The organism is Thermococcus sp. (assembly GCF_015521605.1).
Lineage (GTDB): Archaea > Methanobacteriota_B > Thermococci > Thermococcales > Thermococcaceae > Thermococcus.
In genome coordinates this window covers 19961-37124 of record NZ_WANV01000019.1, presented here as the reverse complement: position 1 = coordinate 37124, position 17164 = coordinate 19961, and the positions used below count along the sequence as shown (strand labels likewise).

The 17164-nt window shown below is 56.0% G+C and carries 20 protein-coding genes; 18 read left to right on the top strand and 2 right to left on the bottom strand.

Annotation, left to right across the window (positions count from 1 at the left end; translation table 11 throughout):
• Nucleotides 1-56 precede the first annotated feature (56 nt).
• Together F7C11_RS03895 and F7C11_RS03890 are read left to right on the top strand one after the other, a co-directional pair.
• Nucleotides 57-632 carry a hypothetical protein gene (locus tag F7C11_RS03895; RefSeq protein ID WP_297091159.1) on the top strand — a complete coding sequence of 192 codons (576 nt, stop codon included), beginning with the start codon at nucleotides 57-59 and terminating at the stop codon, nucleotides 630-632.
• 9 nt (nucleotides 633-641) lie between these two features.
• Nucleotides 642-1169 (top strand): hypothetical protein, encoded by a 528-nt coding sequence (locus tag F7C11_RS03890; RefSeq protein ID WP_297091157.1) that lies wholly within the window; start codon nucleotides 642-644, stop codon nucleotides 1167-1169.
• Here F7C11_RS03890 and F7C11_RS03885 read toward each other — a convergent pair.
• A complete protein-coding gene (locus F7C11_RS03885; RefSeq protein ID WP_297091155.1) occupies nucleotides 1166-1450 on the bottom strand; it encodes a hypothetical protein in 285 nt (94 codons plus the stop codon). The genes F7C11_RS03890 and F7C11_RS03885 overlap by 4 nt on opposite strands.
• On the opposite strand from F7C11_RS03885, the gene F7C11_RS03880 reads away from it, so the two are divergent.
• Genes F7C11_RS03880 through F7C11_RS03870 form a run of 3 tightly spaced genes read left to right on the top strand, consistent with a single transcriptional unit; the run spans nucleotide 1449 to nucleotide 3119 of the window.
• Nucleotides 1449-1964: a YkgJ family cysteine cluster protein gene (locus tag F7C11_RS03880; protein ID WP_297091153.1), complete on the top strand. Its 516-nt coding sequence runs from the start codon at nucleotides 1449-1451 to the stop codon at nucleotides 1962-1964. The two genes, F7C11_RS03885 and F7C11_RS03880, sit on opposite strands and share 2 nt — an antisense overlap.
• A 27-nt stretch (nucleotides 1965-1991) precedes the next feature.
• On the top strand, nucleotides 1992-2573 hold the full coding sequence (locus tag F7C11_RS03875; protein ID WP_297091151.1) for a hypothetical protein: 582 nt from the start codon (nucleotides 1992-1994) through the stop codon (nucleotides 2571-2573).
• A gap of 39 nt (nucleotides 2574-2612) precedes the next feature.
• A complete protein-coding gene (locus tag F7C11_RS03870) occupies nucleotides 2613-3119 on the top strand; it encodes a PUA domain-containing protein (RefSeq protein WP_297091188.1) in 507 nt (168 codons plus the stop codon).
• A gap of 35 nt (nucleotides 3120-3154) precedes the next feature.
• On the opposite strand, the gene speD is transcribed toward F7C11_RS03870, so the two are convergent.
• A complete protein-coding gene (speD, locus tag F7C11_RS03865; protein WP_297091149.1) occupies nucleotides 3155-3586 on the bottom strand; it encodes an adenosylmethionine decarboxylase in 432 nt (143 codons plus the stop codon).
• Nucleotides 3587-3917: 331 nt separating this feature from the next.
• Here speD and F7C11_RS03860 point away from each other — a divergent pair, with 331 nt between their 5' ends.
• The 13 genes from F7C11_RS03860 to F7C11_RS03800 all read left to right on the top strand — a co-directional run bounded on the left by F7C11_RS03860 (nucleotide 3918) and on the right by F7C11_RS03800 (nucleotide 17164).
• Nucleotides 3918-4835 carry a protein translocase subunit SecF gene (locus F7C11_RS03860; RefSeq protein WP_297091147.1) on the top strand — a complete coding sequence of 306 codons (918 nt, stop codon included), beginning with the start codon at nucleotides 3918-3920 and terminating at the stop codon, nucleotides 4833-4835.
• A complete protein-coding gene (locus tag F7C11_RS03855; RefSeq protein ID WP_297091145.1) occupies nucleotides 4832-6355 on the top strand; it encodes a preprotein translocase subunit SecD in 1524 nt (507 codons plus the stop codon). Before F7C11_RS03860 ends, F7C11_RS03855 begins: the two co-directional genes overlap by 4 nt.
• Entirely contained in the window at nucleotides 6355-7047 is a 693-nt protein-coding gene (locus F7C11_RS03850) for a TrkA family potassium uptake protein (RefSeq protein WP_297091143.1), read from the top strand. Before F7C11_RS03855 ends, F7C11_RS03850 begins: the two co-directional genes overlap by 1 nt.
• Nucleotides 7048-7193: 146 nt before the next feature.
• Entirely contained in the window at nucleotides 7194-7505 is a 312-nt protein-coding gene (locus tag F7C11_RS03845; RefSeq protein WP_297091141.1) for a V-type ATP synthase subunit H, read from the top strand.
• A 1-nt stretch (nucleotide 7506) separates the two neighbouring features.
• Entirely contained in the window at nucleotides 7507-9483 is a 1977-nt protein-coding gene (locus F7C11_RS03840; protein WP_297091139.1) for a V-type ATP synthase subunit I, read from the top strand.
• A gap of 15 nt (nucleotides 9484-9498) precedes the next feature.
• Entirely contained in the window at nucleotides 9499-9987 is a 489-nt protein-coding gene (locus F7C11_RS03835; protein ID WP_088181426.1) for a V-type ATP synthase subunit K, read from the top strand.
• Nucleotides 9988-10027: 40 nt separating this feature from the next.
• Nucleotides 10028-10639: a V-type ATP synthase subunit E gene (locus F7C11_RS03830; RefSeq protein ID WP_297091135.1), complete on the top strand. Its 612-nt coding sequence runs from the start codon at nucleotides 10028-10030 to the stop codon at nucleotides 10637-10639.
• Between the two features lie 5 nt (nucleotides 10640-10644).
• On the top strand, nucleotides 10645-11745 hold the full coding sequence (locus tag F7C11_RS03825) for a V-type ATP synthase subunit C (protein WP_297091133.1): 1101 nt from the start codon (nucleotides 10645-10647) through the stop codon (nucleotides 11743-11745).
• Nucleotides 11742-12050 (top strand): V-type ATP synthase subunit F, encoded by a 309-nt coding sequence (locus F7C11_RS03820; protein WP_297091131.1) that lies wholly within the window; start codon nucleotides 11742-11744, stop codon nucleotides 12048-12050. Before F7C11_RS03825 ends, F7C11_RS03820 begins: the two co-directional genes overlap by 4 nt.
• A gap of 6 nt (nucleotides 12051-12056) precedes the next feature.
• Nucleotides 12057-13814 (top strand): ATP synthase subunit A, encoded by a 1758-nt coding sequence (locus F7C11_RS03815; RefSeq protein ID WP_297091129.1) that lies wholly within the window; start codon nucleotides 12057-12059, stop codon nucleotides 13812-13814.
• Between the two features lie 5 nt (nucleotides 13815-13819).
• Nucleotides 13820-15211, top strand: coding sequence for an ATP synthase subunit B (locus tag F7C11_RS03810; protein WP_297091186.1), 1392 nt, complete (start codon nucleotides 13820-13822; stop codon nucleotides 15209-15211).
• Nucleotides 15212-15238: 27 nt separating this feature from the next.
• Nucleotides 15239-15892 carry a V-type ATP synthase subunit D gene (locus F7C11_RS03805; RefSeq protein ID WP_297091127.1) on the top strand — a complete coding sequence of 218 codons (654 nt, stop codon included), beginning with the start codon at nucleotides 15239-15241 and terminating at the stop codon, nucleotides 15890-15892.
• Between the two features lie 48 nt (nucleotides 15893-15940).
• Complete coding sequence (locus F7C11_RS03800) at nucleotides 15941-17164, top strand: DHHA1 domain-containing protein (RefSeq protein WP_297091125.1); 1224 nt, start codon at nucleotides 15941-15943, stop codon at nucleotides 17162-17164.

The following is a 17164-nucleotide window of genomic DNA, read 5'->3' as shown; positions in this document are numbered from 1 at the left end:
TCTCGTCAGTAAAACTTTTAAACACTGATGAACAACTATGGGCTGAGGTGGCCTGAATGGGCAAAAGCCGTAAGCCGCGAATATCCTACGAGACAAGCTTCCGGGCCAAGGTTCTCATCCTGGCTCTCATATTTGGCATCGCCATCTTCATGATAGTTTATTACCCCCTGCTGAGCCATCAGATCAACCCCTGGGGGGTTGCGGCGCCCAAGGGGCAGATCGTTCTTGCCCAGAACTTCACCATCGGTTCCGTGAACTACACCAACGCCGTCCCGGTAACGTCCCAGAACAACATACTCGTGCTCAAGGGCAACGACGACGCCGGGGACACACTGACAATGAGGATGACAACTCCCGGATGGTGCATCGACGTCTGGGTGTGGGGAGGCTCATCGAAAGGCTGGGGGCAGAAGTACGACTGCGCCAGGGAGGTTCAGCTGAGCCAGTATGCCTTCAAGAGGATTCCCACCCACGAGGCAAATGAGATACTCTACTGGTATCTTGAAACCGGCTACGTTATAGTCTTCCACAAGGAGGGTTCGGTTCAGAACTACGAGCTGGTCAACTTCACGGTGACCTACGGTGGGGAAACCGACTGGGGGGCCTTCAAAGTCTCCCTTGAAAGGTCGTGAGGTGATTCCATGCGGATTTCTTATGAGACGGCGTTTCGGCTCAAGGTTCTCTTCATAGTCCTCATTTTTGGTATCCTCATCTTCAGGATAGTCTACTACCCGCTCCTCACACACAAAACCGTGCCCTACGGCGTTGCCGCCCCGAAGGGACAGATTCTTCTGCTTGATAACATAACACTGGGCAACTACACCTGGGAGAACGCTGTGGACATGCAGAATCACCTCATACTGAAGGGCAGCGAGGACTACGGGGACTCAGTGTTCCTGGAGATTCAGACGCCGGGATGGTGTGCGGACGTTGCCTTCTGGGACGGGCAGAAGTTCATCGTGAGCGAGAAGTGCGTAAGGAAGCTGTCGATCTCCAAGTACTTCTTCGTGGTAACTTCGGCCTTCTACTGGTACGTGGAGCCCGGTTATCACCTGATCTTCTACAAGCCCGATGGAAAGCCTGAGAAGTACGAGCTGGTCAACTTCACGGTGACCTACGGTGGAGAAACCGACTGGGGGGCCTTCAAAGTCGCCTACGGAAAAAGTTAGAGGGCATTAAAGCCCGGCCTCTGCCTCTTTTTCATTGACCCTGCGCCGAGCGACATAACGATGAAACTGGCGCCCGCGGCTATAAGCTCAACGGCTACAAAGATTCCTCTGACCCGCGGACTCCACTCAGGCCAGTTGGCCAGTATCATAGCGTCGATGAAGAAGTCTATGACGCCGGAGAATATGACCAGCCCGCCGTTCTGAACCTCAGAAACCTCCGTGGCATGGTTTTCGAAAATATTCCGATGCGTTTTTAACCGGTCCCATAGATGAGATTCCATGAGGTTCGAACCGAGACCCTTCATTGAGCCGGTGTCCTTCAGGTGCCTCTATTGCCTCGACTGCTGCAGGGGGAGGCACGTGTATCTGACGCTGAGGGACATAGAGGGAATAGCAAAGGCCGGCCACGACCCACAGGAGTTCATCACCTTCTCAATAGAGGGGGATAAAATCCGCTTCGTTCTCGCGGTCAGGGAGTGGGATCTGGGCTGCGTCTTCCATGACCCGGAAACCGGAAAATGCAGAATTCACAGAGTCAATCCGATAATCTGCCGGATCTACCCTTTCATGGTGTCGCGTAAACCTCTTGGGATTGAGGGCGAGAGGCCCTTCGAGTATGAGGGGGAAGAGCTCTGGCTGTACTACGATGCCTCCTGTCCGGGTATAAACCCGGAGGAACCCGAGATCCGCATAACCCCTGAGGAGATTGCGCGGCTCGGTCTTGAATTCGAGAGGGAGTTTGAGAAAACTGACATGGAGGGTCTCGCAGAGCTCATGGACAGACTCGAAAGGTAAATATGTACCCAGTGACTACCTTGAAACATGAAGGACTGGAGGCTCATACTGCTCCTCGGCTCTTTCCTCGTACAGGCAGTGCTCAACCTTGTGTTCTACGGGATTCCTGCCATAATGCTCTCCAAAATGCTTCCCGAGTTCTTTTACCCTGAGCTGGCGTGGAGCCTCAAGCTTTTCATCCTCTGCTACTTTTTAACGGCCTTTATCTCCCTTTACTACCTTGGAATCTCACCCAGGCCGGAACGGGGCAGGCTCTTCGGGACGGTTTACTTCACAGTCGGCATGGTCGGTGCGGCATTGGTCATTGTGAGGTTCCTCTCAGATGCGGAGACGCCCCTGTTATTCGTTGCCTTCGGTGTGTGGTTTGCCGCATCTCTCTGTGGAATCATAGCCCTCTGGCTGGTGGAGGAAAGGATTCCCGAGGCGGCCGCCGCGGTGGTAATGGCTCTTCTTGGCGTCTCCGCCCTGATAAGCATCCTCCTTTCCGAATGGGTCGCGGTGGATTACTACGTCCACACTCGCATGGTCGGGGGCATGCCCGAGAACGCCACGGTGATCGCGGGTCATCCTGTTGAAGTGCCCCCCAACGCCACCAACGCAACGGGCTAACCTTTTAAGCCCGCCGTGAAACTAGTGACGGTGCGTGAAATGGTGGGGGAACTCAGGTATCGCCGTGCTTCATCGTGGGAGTACGATTTAATCCTCCGCGAGGCCGAGAAGTACGGCGAGCTCAGGCATCATTTTTTTGCCGTCGTCGAGGGAAAGTTCCGCGACGTTTACGCCGTGAACGAGAGTCTGTGGCGGGAGATTGAGCGAATGAAGGTTAAGCCCTACGCCTACGGAACCTTCATCGGCACGATAAAGGTCGATAAAAACCTCGTGGAGAAGTTCTATCCCAACGTGGAGTTCTTCTACTTCGTGAGGGTTGAGAGGAACTACGCTGTTCTCAGTCCAAAGGCGGGATTCCTCTTCACGACGGGAAAGGATGTCCCGAGGAGCGGTGTGAGGAGATACATCTGGCAGGGTACGAAGAAGCTGGTGGTCTACGACGAAAACGGTGTTATCCTTGGCATAGGCAGGATAAACCCGGAGAGCAAGAGGAAGTTCATTCTGAACGTTACCGATGTTGGAGAGTTCATAAGGAGAAAACGCTAATCGGGCAAAGGAGGTATAAGAGAAAGAATCCTGCTTCAGTCATTCTCGTTGTTCTTCCTTTCGAGTTTCTCCTCCCACGTGAGTATCATGTGGGTGAATGTCTCGTCTTCCTCCTCTATCCCGCGCTTTATCTCGGAAACGTGGGCGTACTGGGCGCGGAGCTTGTCGAGGATGTAGTCGACAGCCTTCTCAGGATCTGCGGTGGTTCCGCAGGTGTAGACGTCCAAAGCCGCGTAGCCCTTCTCCGGCCAGGTGTGTATCGAGATGTGGCTCTCGGCGACGATGACCATTCCGCTGACGCCGGTGGGGGAGAACTTGAAGAAATAGCTCGCTTTGACCTCCATTTTACCGACCTTGGCTGCTTCCAGGAATATTTCTCTTATCCTGTCAGCGTTACCGAGGATTTCGGGATCGCAACCGGCGGCCTCAACAACGTAATGGAACCCGATCGTCTCTATCTCAGCCATGGCTCTCACCTCTTGTTGCTCCTATTACGAACCCTTTTTAAAGTTAAGCCCCAAAGCGGGGAACTGTGAACGGGCCGTTTTGGTGTTGAACTGCTCTGAATTGGTCTGGAATTTATTGAGCGGTGGTGTCCTTCCCGTTATGAAAATTTTCCAAAAGCTCGTGGAGGATTCTCCACAATTCCGATTTGAAGGCTCTTTCATGGGTTAAGCCCCTTCTGCGCCCAGTTTAATCCTGCTCACCGGTGACCTTTTTTAGGCGTGAACCACTAATTTTAAAACTCGTACCTCCAACTAACGACAAGTTTACTAAAACTCACGAAGGGGTGAAGGTATGTCGAAGCCTAAATCAAAGGCAAAGCCCACGGCAGGGGATGCCGTGAGGGCGAAGAAACAGGAAAAGCTGAGCTTCCTCGCAAGGATGGAATACAGGAAGATGATAATGTACCCGCTCGCGGTCTTCGTGATAGCCCTGATACTTCTCGCGGTCAACTTTCCAACGCTGGGGATAGACCTCCGGGGCGGTGTCGTGGTTACCGCCTACGGGGTTAACGCGAATCCCGATGAACTGGCCAAGTACATAAGCGATAAAATCGGCGTGGAGGTTAGGGTCGAGAGCTTCACCGGTGTCGAAACCAGCGGTGTCAGGGTGTACGCTCCCATAGGCACCGACCCGCTCAAAATAATCGACGTCATGAAGGAGAGATATCCGGACGCTGAATACACTCACAGTGAGGTGCAGCCGACCTTTGGAGAGATAGCCCAGCAGCAGGGGATAAGGGCGCTGGTGTTTGCATTCCTCGCCATGGCTGTCGTGGTCTTCCTGTTCTTCAGGAACCTGGTGCCGTCCCTCACGATAATATTCTCCGCACTCTCTGACATGACGATAGCCGTTGCCCTGATGGGCATCTTCGGAATCGAGCTCACCACCGCCACGATAGCGGCCCTGCTAATGCTCATAGGTTACACCGTCGACAGCAACATACTCCTGACGACCAAGCTCCTCAGGAGAAAGGAGGACTCAATAGACAAAGCCTACCTCTCGGCCGTTTCGACGGGCTTCACCATGAGCACCACGACGCTCGGTGCCCTGCTGATCCTCTGGATAATCTCGACCTCACAGACCATAGACAACATCGCCATAGTCCTCATCTTCGGTCTGCTCGCCGACTTCATGAACACGTGGGTTCTCAACGCGGGCGTGCTCAGGTGGTACCTCACCAGGGAAGCTACCAGGGGTGGTAAGGCATGAAGAGAAGAACCAAAAAGCTCCTTCTAAACTGGAGGATAATCCTGCTCACGCTCTTCCTCATAGGCTCGATAGCGACCCTTGCCCTCAGGCCTCTCACCTTTGGTATTGACATAAGCGGCGGTGTTGCGCTCGTTGCCCAGACAGAACACCCCGTCGACACAAAGACCATGCAGCTCGTCGTTGATTCACTGCAGAAGAGGCTTAACACCCTCGGCCTTAGGGACATAACCGTTGAGGCCCAGGGAGACCAGATAGTCCTCATTAAAGTTGCCAACGTTACCTCCCCGGAGGAGGCGAATCAGATAAAGAGCGTCATCGAAAGCCAGGGTGTCTTCTACATGGAGTTTGCGGGCACAATCTTTGGAACTGGCAACGACGTTGAGTACGTTGGCATCTACAAGATAAATCCCGACAACAGCTGGAGTGTTCCCTTCAGGATCTCCAAGGCCGCCGCCGAGAAGTTCGCCGAGCTTGCCAAGGGTAAGGCCGGCTGGCCGGTTGACATGTTCCTTGACCCACCGGTCAACTCCCTGATGGTCGTTCCCGAGAGCGTTTACAAGGCTATGAACAGCTCGGAGTTCAACGCCGAGGCCCCGGAGGCACCGACGCTTCTGGAGAGGGTCACCAAGGCCTTCAACATAAGCGTCGTCGCCTACGCCAACCAGAGCGCCGACGAGATAGCCAAGCTTGCCCAGGGCAAGGACAAGATCGTTCTCGTTGACGTCCCGCAGGAGCTTCAGACCCAGCTTGAGGGAATGAACCTCACGGTAAGGTACGTTCCGAGGGCCCAGGGCGAGAGCGACCACGCGCTCATAGTCAGGGTTCTTGGCCTTTACGGCCCGTACTCCCTCGGCGAGGGCTTGACCGTTGGACAGCCACAGCAGGACGTTCAGATAACCGGAAGCGCCCCCGACAGGCTCACGGCCGAGCAGGAGGCGAGCACCATATACACCGTTCTTAAGAGCGGTTCGCTTCCCGTCAAGCTCAGCGTCGTGGGAATGGAGTTCATATCTCCGAGGCTCGGTGAGGGCTTCAGGACCCAGGCCCTCTACGCGGGCATAGGTGCGCTCATAACCGTCCTGCTCATCGTCTACTTCCACTACAGGAAGTGGAAGATAGCCATACCGGTCGCCTCGACCAGCCTCTTTGAGGCGATAATCATCCTGGGCTTCGCGGCTCTGATCAAGTGGAACCTCGACCTGCCCAGTATCGCCGGTATCATCGCGGCCATAGGTACTGGTGTCGACCAGCAGATAGTCATAACCGATGAACTCCTCGGAGGGGAGAAGGCCACGAGGATAAGCAGGCGCTCAAGCATGCTCAAGAGAATGGGGAGGGCGTTCTTCGTCATCTTCGCCTCGGCGGCAACGACGATAGCGGCCATGAGCTTCCTGCTGGTCTACTTCGTCGGAACGCTCAAGGGCTTCGCCTTCACGACGATACTCGGAGTGCTCATCGGAATCCTGATAACCAGACCGGCCTACGCTGAAATAGCCAAATACCTCCTCGGTGAGGACTGATGTTCGTCGTGATAATGGGTGCCGGAAGGGTCGGCTTCCTGGTCGCCAAGATGCTTGAGGAGGAGGGACACGACGTAACGATAATAGAGATGAACAAGGAGCGCGCCAAGGAGCTCTCCCTCCTCATCAATGGTCTGGTCATCGAGGGCGATGCGACCGATCCGAAAACGCTGGAAGAGGCCAACATAAAGCAGGCGGATGCCTTTGCAGCCTTGACGGGCAAGGACGACGCCAATCTGCTTGCCTGCATACTGGCGAAGCACCTCAACCCAAAGATAAAGACGTCGCTCAGAATAAGCAACCCTCAAAACAGGCGCATATTCGAGGAGGTCACCGACCTCAAGCGGTACTTCGACTTCGTGATCTCGCCGGAGGAAATAGCCGCCGAGTACATCAGCAGGAACATAGTCACGCCGGGCTTCGACCGCGTTTTGTTCCCGAAGGAAGGCGCTGAGATAGTTCGCTTCAACATCAACGGGGACAGTGAGATAGCGGGCAAGCTGGTCAAGGATCTGAAGCTGCCGAGGGACGCGCTAATGGTGGCGGTTTACGACGACAAGGGCAACCTGCTAATCCCATCGGGCGATACCAAGCTTCCGGAGAGGGGACAGGTCATAATCTTCGCCAAGAATAGTGTTCTCGACGACGTGAAGAGGCTTTTGGAGAAGAAAAAACCCAACAATGAAAGTTAATATGACATTTTTTTCAACTTTCATGTTCATTTTTGTTCCTTCCTCGTCATATCCACTGTTCACAGGCCAAAAACTATTTAAACCGATTAGGGAAGCCAAAGGTGGCGTGAGGATCACCTGTTTTCGGTGTCATTGGGGGGCTAATCATGGAGGACGTCATCAAGCAGATTGTTGACGCAGAGAAACAGGCTGAAGAGAGGATCGAGAGGGCCAAGGAGGAAGCCAAGGAGATAGTCCTCAAGGCCCGTGAGGAGGCCAAACTTCTCGAAAGGAGCATAGTTGAGGAGGCCGAGAAGAACGCAGAATCCCTCATTGAAAAAGCCCGCCTTGAGGGGGAGCAGGAAGCGAGGAAGATACTGGAGGCGGGAGATTCCGAAATTGAGGAGCTCAAGGTAAAAGCCACCAACAACTTCGAGAAGGCCATCTCCGCGGGAATAGCGCTCGTGAGAGGGAGCTGAGATGTTCAAGCCTGAAGAGATGGTCAAGATAGAGGTCATCACCCTTAACCGGTACAAGGACAGTCTCCTGACGTACCTCCACGAGAACGGCGTGGTGGAGATAAGGGAGCTCGACGTCAAGATTGCACAGAAGGACTCCCCAAACGAGTACCACAGAAAGGCCGCTTCGTACAGCATAACCATTTCGAGGCTCGCTGACTTTCTTAAGGCCTACAGAAAGTCCACGGCAGGAGGCATCAAGGAGTTCATATTCCCGAAGGAGAAGGAGAGAAAGAGGTACAGGTACGAGGGGATAGAGAGGCTCATAAAGGACGTTGAGCGCTTTCTGTCCACGGTTGAGCCTGAGATAAAGGCCGTTGAGGGCAAGATAACCGCCACCCAGACGGAGATAGAGAGGATAAAGGGCGACATAGCGATACTGGAGCTTCTCTCGGTTCTCAACATCGACGTGTCATACCTCAAATCAACCGATATGCTCGAAATCGTCGTTGGAACCGTTGACAGGAACAGGTTTAAGCCCCTCATTGATGAGGTCACAGAGGCCACGGAGAAGAGGGCAGTTATAGTTTCAAAGGAACTGAAGGACAAGGTTTTGGCGGTATTCGTCTTCCTCAAGGCCGATTACGACAGGGCAAACCCAATCCTGGCCAAGTACTCCCTTGAGAGGCTTGAGGTTCCCGAGGGGGAGGGAACGCCGAGGGAGCTCATAGCCGTCTATGAGGAGAAGCTCCGCGCCAAGGAGGAGGAGCTTGAGAGCGCCAAGAAGGACGCGGAGATGCTGGCTGAGAGGTACTACGAGGACGTTGTCTTCTACCAAGAGCTTATGGAGAACGAGCGCGACAAGTCAACTGTACTGCCGATGCTCGCCAGAACGAACATGACCTTCGCCTTGACCGGCTGGCTTCCCAGGAGCGACGTTCCGGGGGTTCTGGACGGCATCAAGAGGGTGACCAACGGTACGGCCTACATCAACATCAGGGAGCCAACCGAGGAGGAGCTTGATGAGATTCCAATAAAGCTCAAGAACCCCGGCTGGGCCAGGCCCTTCGAGATGCTCACCGAGATGTACGGCGTTCCAAAGTACAACGAGATAGACCCCACCCCGATAATAACGTTCACCTATTCCTTCTTCTTCGGCTTCATGCTCACCGACTTTATGTATGGCCTCATAATAGCGATAATAGCCGCGCTCCTCGTCAAGGGACACAGGAAGTTCAACGACGGCACCTACAAGTTCGCCTACACCCTGCTGATAAGCTCCTTCTTCACCATGGCGATGGGCGTTATCTTCGGCAGCTACTTCGGCAACGCCCTTGACCTCGCAGGGCTCACTGTCCCGCGCGTCTGGGACACCTTCCAGGATGCCCTCGTGGTGCTCCAGTTGGCTCTGGCCATAGGCATAGCCCACCTCTTCACCGGCTACACCGTCGGCTTCATAGTCAAGCTCAGGAACGGCGAGATAAAGGATGCTGTACTCGACCAGCTCTCGTGGATGCTCATAATACTCGGACTAACCTTCCTGTTCCTGGCGAGCAGGGATCCGGGGCTGAGCATGCCAGGCAAGGTGCTCTTCGGCGCTGGTCTGGTGCTGTTCATACTCAGCGAGCTCAAGAACGGTGCACTGGCGGCTCTCCTGGTCATCTCCGACTTCTTCGGCTTCGTGGGCAGCTGGCTCAGCTACGCAAGGCTCATGGCACTCGCTTTGGCGACCGCGGGAATCGCGATGGTTGTGAACATACTTACCCAGATGGTCTGGGGCGTAAGCATCGGCCCCGTTCCCATAGGCATAGTCATTGGAATCATACTGTTTGCCGGCGGCCAGCTGTTTTCGGTCGCCATCAACGCCCTCGGAGCGTTCGTTCACTCGCTCCGTCTTCAGTACGTTGAATTTTTCGGCACGTTTTACTCAGGTGAAGGTAAACCCTTCCAGCCCTTCAGGGCAAAAAGAGAAGTATCTGAGTTGGAGTTTGAAGCTTAAGGAGGTGCATGAAAGATGGATCCGATAGTTTACGTATCCCTCGGTGCGGCCCTTGCCGCAGGAATAGCTGGAGCAGCTTCGGCCTTTGGTGTCGGTATAGCCGGTGCCGCAGCGGCCGGAGTCGTCGCCGAGGATGAGAGGAACTTTAAGAACGCCCTCATCCTTGAGGGTCTGCCAATGACCCAGAGTATATATGGCCTCATTACCCTGTTCCTCATCCTGATGGTCTCCGGAATCCTCGGTGGCGGCTTCAAGTTCACCGACCCGACCAACATGGACAACATCGTTAAGAGCGCCATCCTCCTCGGTGCAGGATTGACCGTTGGCCTTACCGGCCTCTCGGCAATACCGCAGGGAATCATCGCCAGCGCCAGCATTGGTGCCGTCGCCAAGAACCCGAAGACCTTCACCCAGGGAATCATATTCTCCGCTATGGCGGAGACCATGGCAATCTTCGGTCTCGTCGGCGCTCTGATCATGATAGTTACCGGAGTCGGCTTCTGACTCCCACAAACTTTCTTTATGGCAACGGGGAGGAAGGAAGATGGATGGAGCAGAGCTGATCATTCAGGAGATAAACAGGGAAGCGGAGCAGAAGATACAGTACATACTCAGCGAGGCCCAGAAGGAGGCGGAGAGGATTAAGGAAGAGGCGAGAAAGAGGGCCGAAGCGAGGGCCGAGTGGATACTCAGGAAGGCCCAGACCCAGGCGGAAACGGAAAAGCAGCGCATAATAGCTAACGCGAGGCTTGAGGTCAGAAAGAAGCGCCTTGAGGTTCAGGAAGAGCTCATCCAGGAGGTAATAACCGCCCTCAGGGAAAGGCTCGCGGAGCTTTCCGAGGAGGAGTACTTCCCGATGCTCATCGACCTCACCGTTAAGGCCCTTGAGGAGCTCGGCGGGGAGGCCTGCCTTGTCCGCTCCAACGAGAAGACCTTGAAGCTGCTTGAGAGCAGGCTGGAGGAGTTCAGGAAGTCTGTCACGGCAAGGCTCGGAAGGGACGTTGAGATAAGCCTCGGTGAGCCGATATCGACCATAGGCGGCGTCATCGTTGAGACCCCCGACGGCTCTGTTAGGGTCGACAACACCTTCGAGGCCAGGATAGAGAGGTTTGAGAGTGAACTGAGGGCAGAGATAGCCAAGGCTCTCTTCGGGTGAGGTTAATGGAAGCAGGAGCCGTAAGCGGGATCCTCAACACGACGCTGGCTGTAGTGTTTGTGTGGGTGGGATACAAGACGGCCAGGATAGTGTGGAAGTACACCCCCTATTCATACCCCAACGCAAGGATAAAGGCCATGGAGGCGAAGCTCCTCACCGAGCAGCGCTTCAACGAGCTGGCCGAGAGCAGAACGTTGCAGAACTTCGTCGTCAGCCTGGAGGACACCGACTACAAGGACTACCTCACCAACGTTTCGACCTACACCATCGAGGAGATAGAGAGGGCCCTGGAAAAGGCCCTTGCCGGAACCTACGAGCTGATGATTAAGATCCTCCCGAAGAGGGTTAACCCGTTCTTCAGGCTTATGCTTGAGGAGTGGGACGTCAGAAACATAGCCAGCGTGGTCAAGGCCAAGTTCTCGGGCGAAGTTGCCGGCGACTACGTCATGGAAATAGGCCCCATGCTCCCCAAGGTCAAGGCCATGGCAGAGGCAAAGACCATGGAGGAGATACTTGTTATCCTTGAGGGCACCCCCTACGAGGAACCCTACCAGAGGCTGCTCCTCGGGGAGATATCACTTCAGGAGTTCGAAACCGAGCTCTACAGGATGCACTACGGAAAGCTCCTTCGCTATGCCCTCTCAAAGAAGGACGATGAGCGCGTCATTCTTGAGGAGTTCATCAGGCTTAAGATCGATAAGACCAACATACTTACAGTCCTCAGGGCGAAGTCGGCCGGAATGACCGCGGAGGAGATAAGACCGCTGATAATTCCTGGGGGAAGCATAAAACTCGACCCGCTCCTCCACGTCGACGACCTGAGCATGGCTTTAGCTGAGCTTGATTCCACCAAGTACGGAAAGGTCATCAGGGACGTCAGGGAGGACGTCGAAAGGGATCTCAGTGTCCTTGAAAAGGCCCTTGAGAGGCACATCCTTGAGAGGATGAACGAGCTCAACAGGTTCTGCCCGCTCAGCGTCGCTGCACCGCTCAGCTACATCCTCCAGAAGGAGAGGGAAGTGCGGAAGCTCAGGGCCATAGCGAAGCTCATCGAGGACGGGGTTCACCCCGAGAGGATAAAGCAACTCGCGGGTGATGTTGCATGAAGATAGCCGTGCTTGGCGATAAGGACACCGCGCTCGGCTTCAGGCTGGCCGGTGCCCATGAGGTTTATTCCTTCGACGACACCCCGCTTGATATGGAGAGGCTCCGGAACAAGCTGAAGGAGCTCGTCGAGAGGGACGACATAGGAATAATCCTGATAACCGAGAGATTCGTTCAGAAAGTTGAACTTCCGGAGGTTACCCTTCCAATCATCCTTCAGGTGCCGGACAAGTCCGGCTCCAAGCTTGGTGAAGAGGCGATCAAGGAGATAGTTAGAAGGGCAATTGGTGTTGAGCTGAAGAGGTGAAGGGAAATGGGAAGGATAATTCGTGTTACCGGTCCGCTCGTCGTTGCCGACGGAATGAAGGGCTCGAAGATGTACGAGGTCGTCCGCGTCGGCGAAATGGGACTCATAGGAGAAATCATCCGCCTTGAGGGTGATAAGGCCGTTATCCAGGTCTATGAGGAGACCGCAGGCATAAGACCGGGTGAGCCGGTTGAAGGAACCGGCGCTTCACTGAGCGTCGAGCTCGGTCCCGGACTGCTCACCGCTATGTACGACGGTATTCAGAGGCCGCTTGAGGTTCTCAGGGAACTGAGCGGCGACTTCATAGCGAGGGGTCTCACCGCCCCCGCCCTGCCGAGGGACAAGAAGTGGCACTTCACCCCGAAGGTCAAGGTTGGAGATAAGGTCACTGGCGGCGACATCCTCGGTGTCGTCCCCGAGACCAGCATCATTGAGCACAGGGTTCTCGTCCCCCCGTGGGTCGAGGGTGAGGTAATCGAGATTGTCGAAGAGGGCGACTACACCATCGAAGAGGTCATAGCCAAGGTCAAGAAGCCCGACGGAACCATCGAGGAGCTCAAGATGTACCACCGCTGGCCCGTCCGTGTCAAGAGGCCCTACAAGAGGAAGCTTCCGCCCGAGGTTCCGCTCATCACCGGCCAGAGGACGATAGACACCTTCTTCAGCCAGGCCAAGGGTGGAACGGCCGCCATCCCGGGACCCTTCGGTTCGGGTAAGACCGTCACCCAGCACCAGCTCGCCAAGTGGAGCGACGCACAGGTCGTCGTCTACATCGGCTGCGGTGAGCGCGGAAACGAGATGACGGATGTGCTTGAGGAGTTCCCCAAGCTCAAGGACCCGAAAACAGGGAAGCCGCTCATGGAGAGGACGGTGCTCATAGCAAACACCTCGAACATGCCTGTTGCTGCCCGTGAGGCGTCAATCTACACCGGAATCACCATCGCCGAGTACTTCAGGGACATGGGCTACGACGTGGCTCTGATGGCCGACTCAACCTCCAGGTGGGCCGAGGCGCTCCGTGAGATTTCTGGCCGTCTTGAGGAGATGCCCGGTGAGGAGGGTTACCCGGCCTACCTCGCGAGCAAGATAGCCGAGTTCTACGAGCGTGCCGGCCGTGTCGTTACCCTCGGAAGCGACGAGAGGATTGGTAGCGTCTCTGTTATCGGTGCCGTTTCACCGCCCGGCGGTGACTTCAGCGAGCCCGTCGTCCAGAACACCCTCCGTGTCGTCAAGGTGTTCTGGGCGCTCGATGCCGACCTCGCGAGGAGGAGGCACTTCCCGGCAATCAACTGGCTCAGGAGCTACTCACTCTACATCGATGCCATCCAGGGCTGGTGGGAGCAGAACGTTGACCCGGATTGGAGGAAGATGCGCGACCAGGCAATGGCACTCCTTCAGAAGGAGGCCGAGCTCCAGGAGATAGTCAGGATCGTTGGTCCGGACGCCCTGCCGGACAGGGAGAAGGCGGTGCTCATCGTTACGAGGATGCTCCGTGAGGACTACCTCCAGCAGGATGCCTTCGACGAGGTCGACACCTACTGCCCGCCGAAGAAGCAGGTAACGATGATGCGCGTAATCCTCAACTTCTACGAGAAGACCATGGAGGCCGTTGACAGGGGAGTCCCCGTTGACGAGATAGCCAAGCTCCCTGTCAGGGAGAAGATAGGCCGTATGAAGTTCGAGCCCGAGATAGAGAAGGTCGCGGCGCTCATCGATGAGACGAACGAGCAGTTTGAGGAGCTCTTTAAGAAGTACGGAGCGTGATGTCGATGCCGGGAATGGAGTACTCAACCGTTAGCAAGATTTACGGGCCGCTCATGATCGTCCAGGGCGTCAAGGGTGTGGCATACGGTGAGGTCGTCGAGATTGAGACCGAGAGCGGCGAGAAGAGAAAGGGGCAGGTTCTTGAGGCCAGGCAGGACATGGCGATCGTCCAGGTCTTCGAGGGCACGAGGGATCTCGACATAAAGACCACCCGCGTTCGCTTCACCGGTGAGACCCTCAAGGTGCCCGTCAGCATGGACATGCTCGGCAGGGTCTTCAACGGTATCGGGAAGCCGATCGACGGAGGCCCGGATATAATCCCTGAGGACAGGCGCGATGTCCACGGTGCCCCTCTAAACCCGGTCGCGAGGGCCTACCCGAGGGACTTCATCCAGACCGGTGTGAGCGCGATAGACGGAATGAACACCCTCATCCGCGGTCAGAAGCTGCCCATATTCAGCGGTTCAGGTCTCCCGCACAACATGCTCGCGGCCCAGATAGCCAGGCAGGCGAAGGTCCTTGGCGAGGAGGAGCAGTTCGCCGTCGTCTTTGCGGCGATGGGTATCACCTACGAAGAGGCCAACTTCTTCAAGAAGAGCTTCGAGGAAACCGGTGCAATAGAGAGGGCGGTTCTCTTCCTGAACCTTGCAGACGACCCGGCCATCGAGCGCATCATCACCCCGCGTATGGCCCTCACCGTGGCTGAATACCTCGCCTACGACTACGACATGCAGGTTCTGGTTATCCTCACCGACATGACCAACTATGCCGAAGCTTTACGTGAGATTTCAGCCGCTCGTGAGGAGGTTCCCGGAAGGCGCGGTTATCCGGGTTACATGTACACCGACCTGGCTACCATCTACGAGCGCGCCGGAAGGGTCAGGGGCAGGAAGGGTTCCATCACGCAGGTGCCCATCCTGACGATGCCCGACGACGACATCACCCACCCGATTCCCGACCTTACCGGCTACATTACCGAGGGCCAGATAGTCCTCAGCAGGGAGCTCCACAGGAAGGGCATCTACCCGCCAATCGACGTCCTCCCCTCCCTCAGCCGTCTGATGAAGGACGGTATCGGTAAGGGAATGACCAGGGAGGACCACCCGCAGCTCAGCCAGCAGCTCTACGCCGCCTACGCCGAGGGACGCTCCCTGAGAGACCTCGTGGCGGTCGTCGGTGAGGAAGCCCTCAGCGAGACTGACAGGAAGTACCTCAAGTTCGCGGACCGCTTTGAGAGGGAGTTCGTCGCCCAGAGGTATGACGAGGACAGGAGCATCTTCGAGACCCTCGACCTTGGCTGGGAGCTTCTGGCAGAGCTTCCGGAAAGCGAGCTCAAGCGTGTCAGGAAGGAGTACATCCTCAAGTACCACCCCAAGTACAGGAAGAGGGAGGACTGACCTCCCTTCAACCCTTAGGTGGTCGAGATGGCAGAGCTGCTCAACGTCAAGCCCACCCGTATGGAGCTCCTGAACCTCAAGAGGCGCATTAAGTTAGCCAAGAAGGGCCACAAGCTCCTGAAGGACAAGCAAGATGCACTGGTCATGGAGTTTTTCACGATATACGATGAGGCTCTGAGCCTCCGTGAGGAGCTGGGCAGGAAGATGGCGGAGGCCTTTGCGAGCCTCCAGGCGGCGGAGATAGACGTCGGAACCCTGCGCCTCAAGGAGATAGGCCTCTCAGTGAAGCCCAACAGGGAGGTCGAGATAAGAAGGAGGAACGTAATGGGCGTTCCAGTTCCGCTCATCGAGGCGAAGTCCTTCAGGAGGAGCACGAACGAGCGTGGCTACGCCTTCGTTTCCAGCTCGGCAAAGGTGGATCTGGCGGCGGAAAAGTTCGAGGAGGTTCTCGACCTGGCGGTTCGCCTGGCTGAGGTGGAGGAGACCCTCAAGAGGCTCGCGAAGGAAATAGAGGTCACCAAGAGGCGCGTTAATGCCCTTGAGTACATCATAATCCCGCGCATGGAGGCGACGGTGAAATTCATCAAGCAGCGCCTCGACGAGATGGAGCGCGAGAACTTCTTCCGGCTGAAGAGGGTCAAGGCCCTCATCGAGGCCAGAACCCAGGCGGAGGGTTCGTGAAGCAACAACCCTTTTATTTCCAGCCTCCCTTTTTCTTCCGGTGGTGACATGACGGAAAGGCTGTTCTATCAAAATGCCTACCTCTGGGAGGCCGGCGCGAGGGTTGAGAAGGTTGAGAAGAGGGACAAGAAGGTGAGAATCCTGCTCGACAGGACTATCTTCTACCCCGAAGGCGGTGGCCAGCCTTCCGACAGGGGGATAATCGCCGGCGAGGGCTTCAGGATAACCGTCGAAAAGGTCGGGGGAAAGGAGGAGATATGGCACGAGGGGAAGCTTGAAGGACGCCTCCCCGAGCCGGGAGAACCTGTGAGGCTAATCCTCGATGCAGAGTGGCGCTACGAGAACATGCGCCAGCACACCGGCCAGCACATCCTCTCGGCGGTCTTCAAGGAGCTGTACGACGCTAACACGACCGGCTTTCAGATATTCAAAGGGTACAATAAAATAGAGATAGACTACCCGGGCGAGCTGGACTGGGACATGATTCTGGAGGTCGAGAGGAAGGCGAACGAGGTGGTCTGGAGGAACCTCCCGGTTCAGGTGGAGGTCTACGAGGAGCTCCCTGAGGAGCTGAAAGAGAAGCTCAGGAAGGAGCTCTCCGACAAGGTGAAGCCGCCCATAAGGATAGTCTCCATTCCGGGAGTTGACGTCATCCCCTGCGGCGGAACGCATGTGAGAAGTACCGGAGAGGTTGGCATCATAAAGGTCGTCCGCTTTTATAGAAAGAGCAGGAAGCTCTGGCGGGTAGAGTTCGTCTGCGGAAACAGGGCTTTGAGGTACTTGGATGAGCTTATAGCAGACTACTGGCGGAGTCTCGATGAGATGCCGAACAAGAACCGCCCCCTCATCGAGCGGGTGGGGGAGCTCAAGGCGGAAATCGAAAGGCTTGAGGGGGAAAAGGACGGCCTCAGGAGGGAGCTCTGGAGGTGGAAGGCCAGGGCACTCTTGGACAACGCAGAGGAAATCAGCGGGATAAAGCTTGTATCGTACATAGAGGATGCTCCGATGAAGGACGCCCAGGCTTTTGCTGTTTACCTCGTTGACAAGAACCCCGGCACTGTGGTTATGGCGGCCGGCGAGAACTACGTGATATTCGCCAAGAACAGGGAAGTTGAGGGTCTCTCAATGAACGACCTTCTGAGAACTGTCCTGTCAGAGGTCGGTGGCGGTGGCGGCGGCAGTGAGACCCTTGCGAGGGGAGGGGGGTTCAAGGTAGCACCCAAGGATGTCCTAAAGGCCGCCCGCAGGGCTCTGCGCGCTTACCTTGAGTGA

Bases quoted from the DNA above. Each gene is read 5' to 3' on its own strand.
- F7C11_RS03895 (WP_297091159.1), top strand. From the start codon at position 57: ATGGGCAAAAGCCGTAAGCCGCGAATATCCTACGAGACAAGCTTCCGG.
- F7C11_RS03890 (WP_297091157.1), top strand. From the start codon at position 642: ATGCGGATTTCTTATGAGACGGCGTTTCGGCTCAAGGTTCTCTTCATA.
- F7C11_RS03880 (WP_297091153.1), top strand. From the start codon at position 1,449: ATGAGGTTCGAACCGAGACCCTTCATTGAGCCGGTGTCCTTCAGGTGC.
- F7C11_RS03885 (WP_297091155.1), bottom strand. From the start codon at position 1,450: ATGGAATCTCATCTATGGGACCGGTTAAAAACGCATCGGAATATTTTC.
- F7C11_RS03875 (WP_297091151.1), top strand. From the start codon at position 1,992: ATGAAGGACTGGAGGCTCATACTGCTCCTCGGCTCTTTCCTCGTACAG.
- F7C11_RS03870 (WP_297091188.1), top strand. From the start codon at position 2,613: ATGGTGGGGGAACTCAGGTATCGCCGTGCTTCATCGTGGGAGTACGAT.
- speD (WP_297091149.1), bottom strand. From the start codon at position 3,586: ATGGCTGAGATAGAGACGATCGGGTTCCATTACGTTGTTGAGGCCGCC.
- F7C11_RS03860 (WP_297091147.1), top strand. From the start codon at position 3,918: ATGTCGAAGCCTAAATCAAAGGCAAAGCCCACGGCAGGGGATGCCGTG.
- F7C11_RS03855 (WP_297091145.1), top strand. From the start codon at position 4,832: ATGAAGAGAAGAACCAAAAAGCTCCTTCTAAACTGGAGGATAATCCTG.
- F7C11_RS03850 (WP_297091143.1), top strand. From the start codon at position 6,355: ATGTTCGTCGTGATAATGGGTGCCGGAAGGGTCGGCTTCCTGGTCGCC.
- F7C11_RS03845 (WP_297091141.1), top strand. From the start codon at position 7,194: ATGGAGGACGTCATCAAGCAGATTGTTGACGCAGAGAAACAGGCTGAA.
- F7C11_RS03840 (WP_297091139.1), top strand. From the start codon at position 7,507: ATGTTCAAGCCTGAAGAGATGGTCAAGATAGAGGTCATCACCCTTAAC.
- F7C11_RS03835 (WP_088181426.1), top strand. From the start codon at position 9,499: ATGGATCCGATAGTTTACGTATCCCTCGGTGCGGCCCTTGCCGCAGGA.
- F7C11_RS03830 (WP_297091135.1), top strand. From the start codon at position 10,028: ATGGATGGAGCAGAGCTGATCATTCAGGAGATAAACAGGGAAGCGGAG.
- F7C11_RS03825 (WP_297091133.1), top strand. From the start codon at position 10,645: ATGGAAGCAGGAGCCGTAAGCGGGATCCTCAACACGACGCTGGCTGTA.
- F7C11_RS03820 (WP_297091131.1), top strand. From the start codon at position 11,742: ATGAAGATAGCCGTGCTTGGCGATAAGGACACCGCGCTCGGCTTCAGG.
- F7C11_RS03815 (WP_297091129.1), top strand. From the start codon at position 12,057: ATGGGAAGGATAATTCGTGTTACCGGTCCGCTCGTCGTTGCCGACGGA.
- F7C11_RS03810 (WP_297091186.1), top strand. From the start codon at position 13,820: ATGCCGGGAATGGAGTACTCAACCGTTAGCAAGATTTACGGGCCGCTC.
- F7C11_RS03805 (WP_297091127.1), top strand. From the start codon at position 15,239: ATGGCAGAGCTGCTCAACGTCAAGCCCACCCGTATGGAGCTCCTGAAC.
- F7C11_RS03800 (WP_297091125.1), top strand. From the start codon at position 15,941: ATGACGGAAAGGCTGTTCTATCAAAATGCCTACCTCTGGGAGGCCGGC.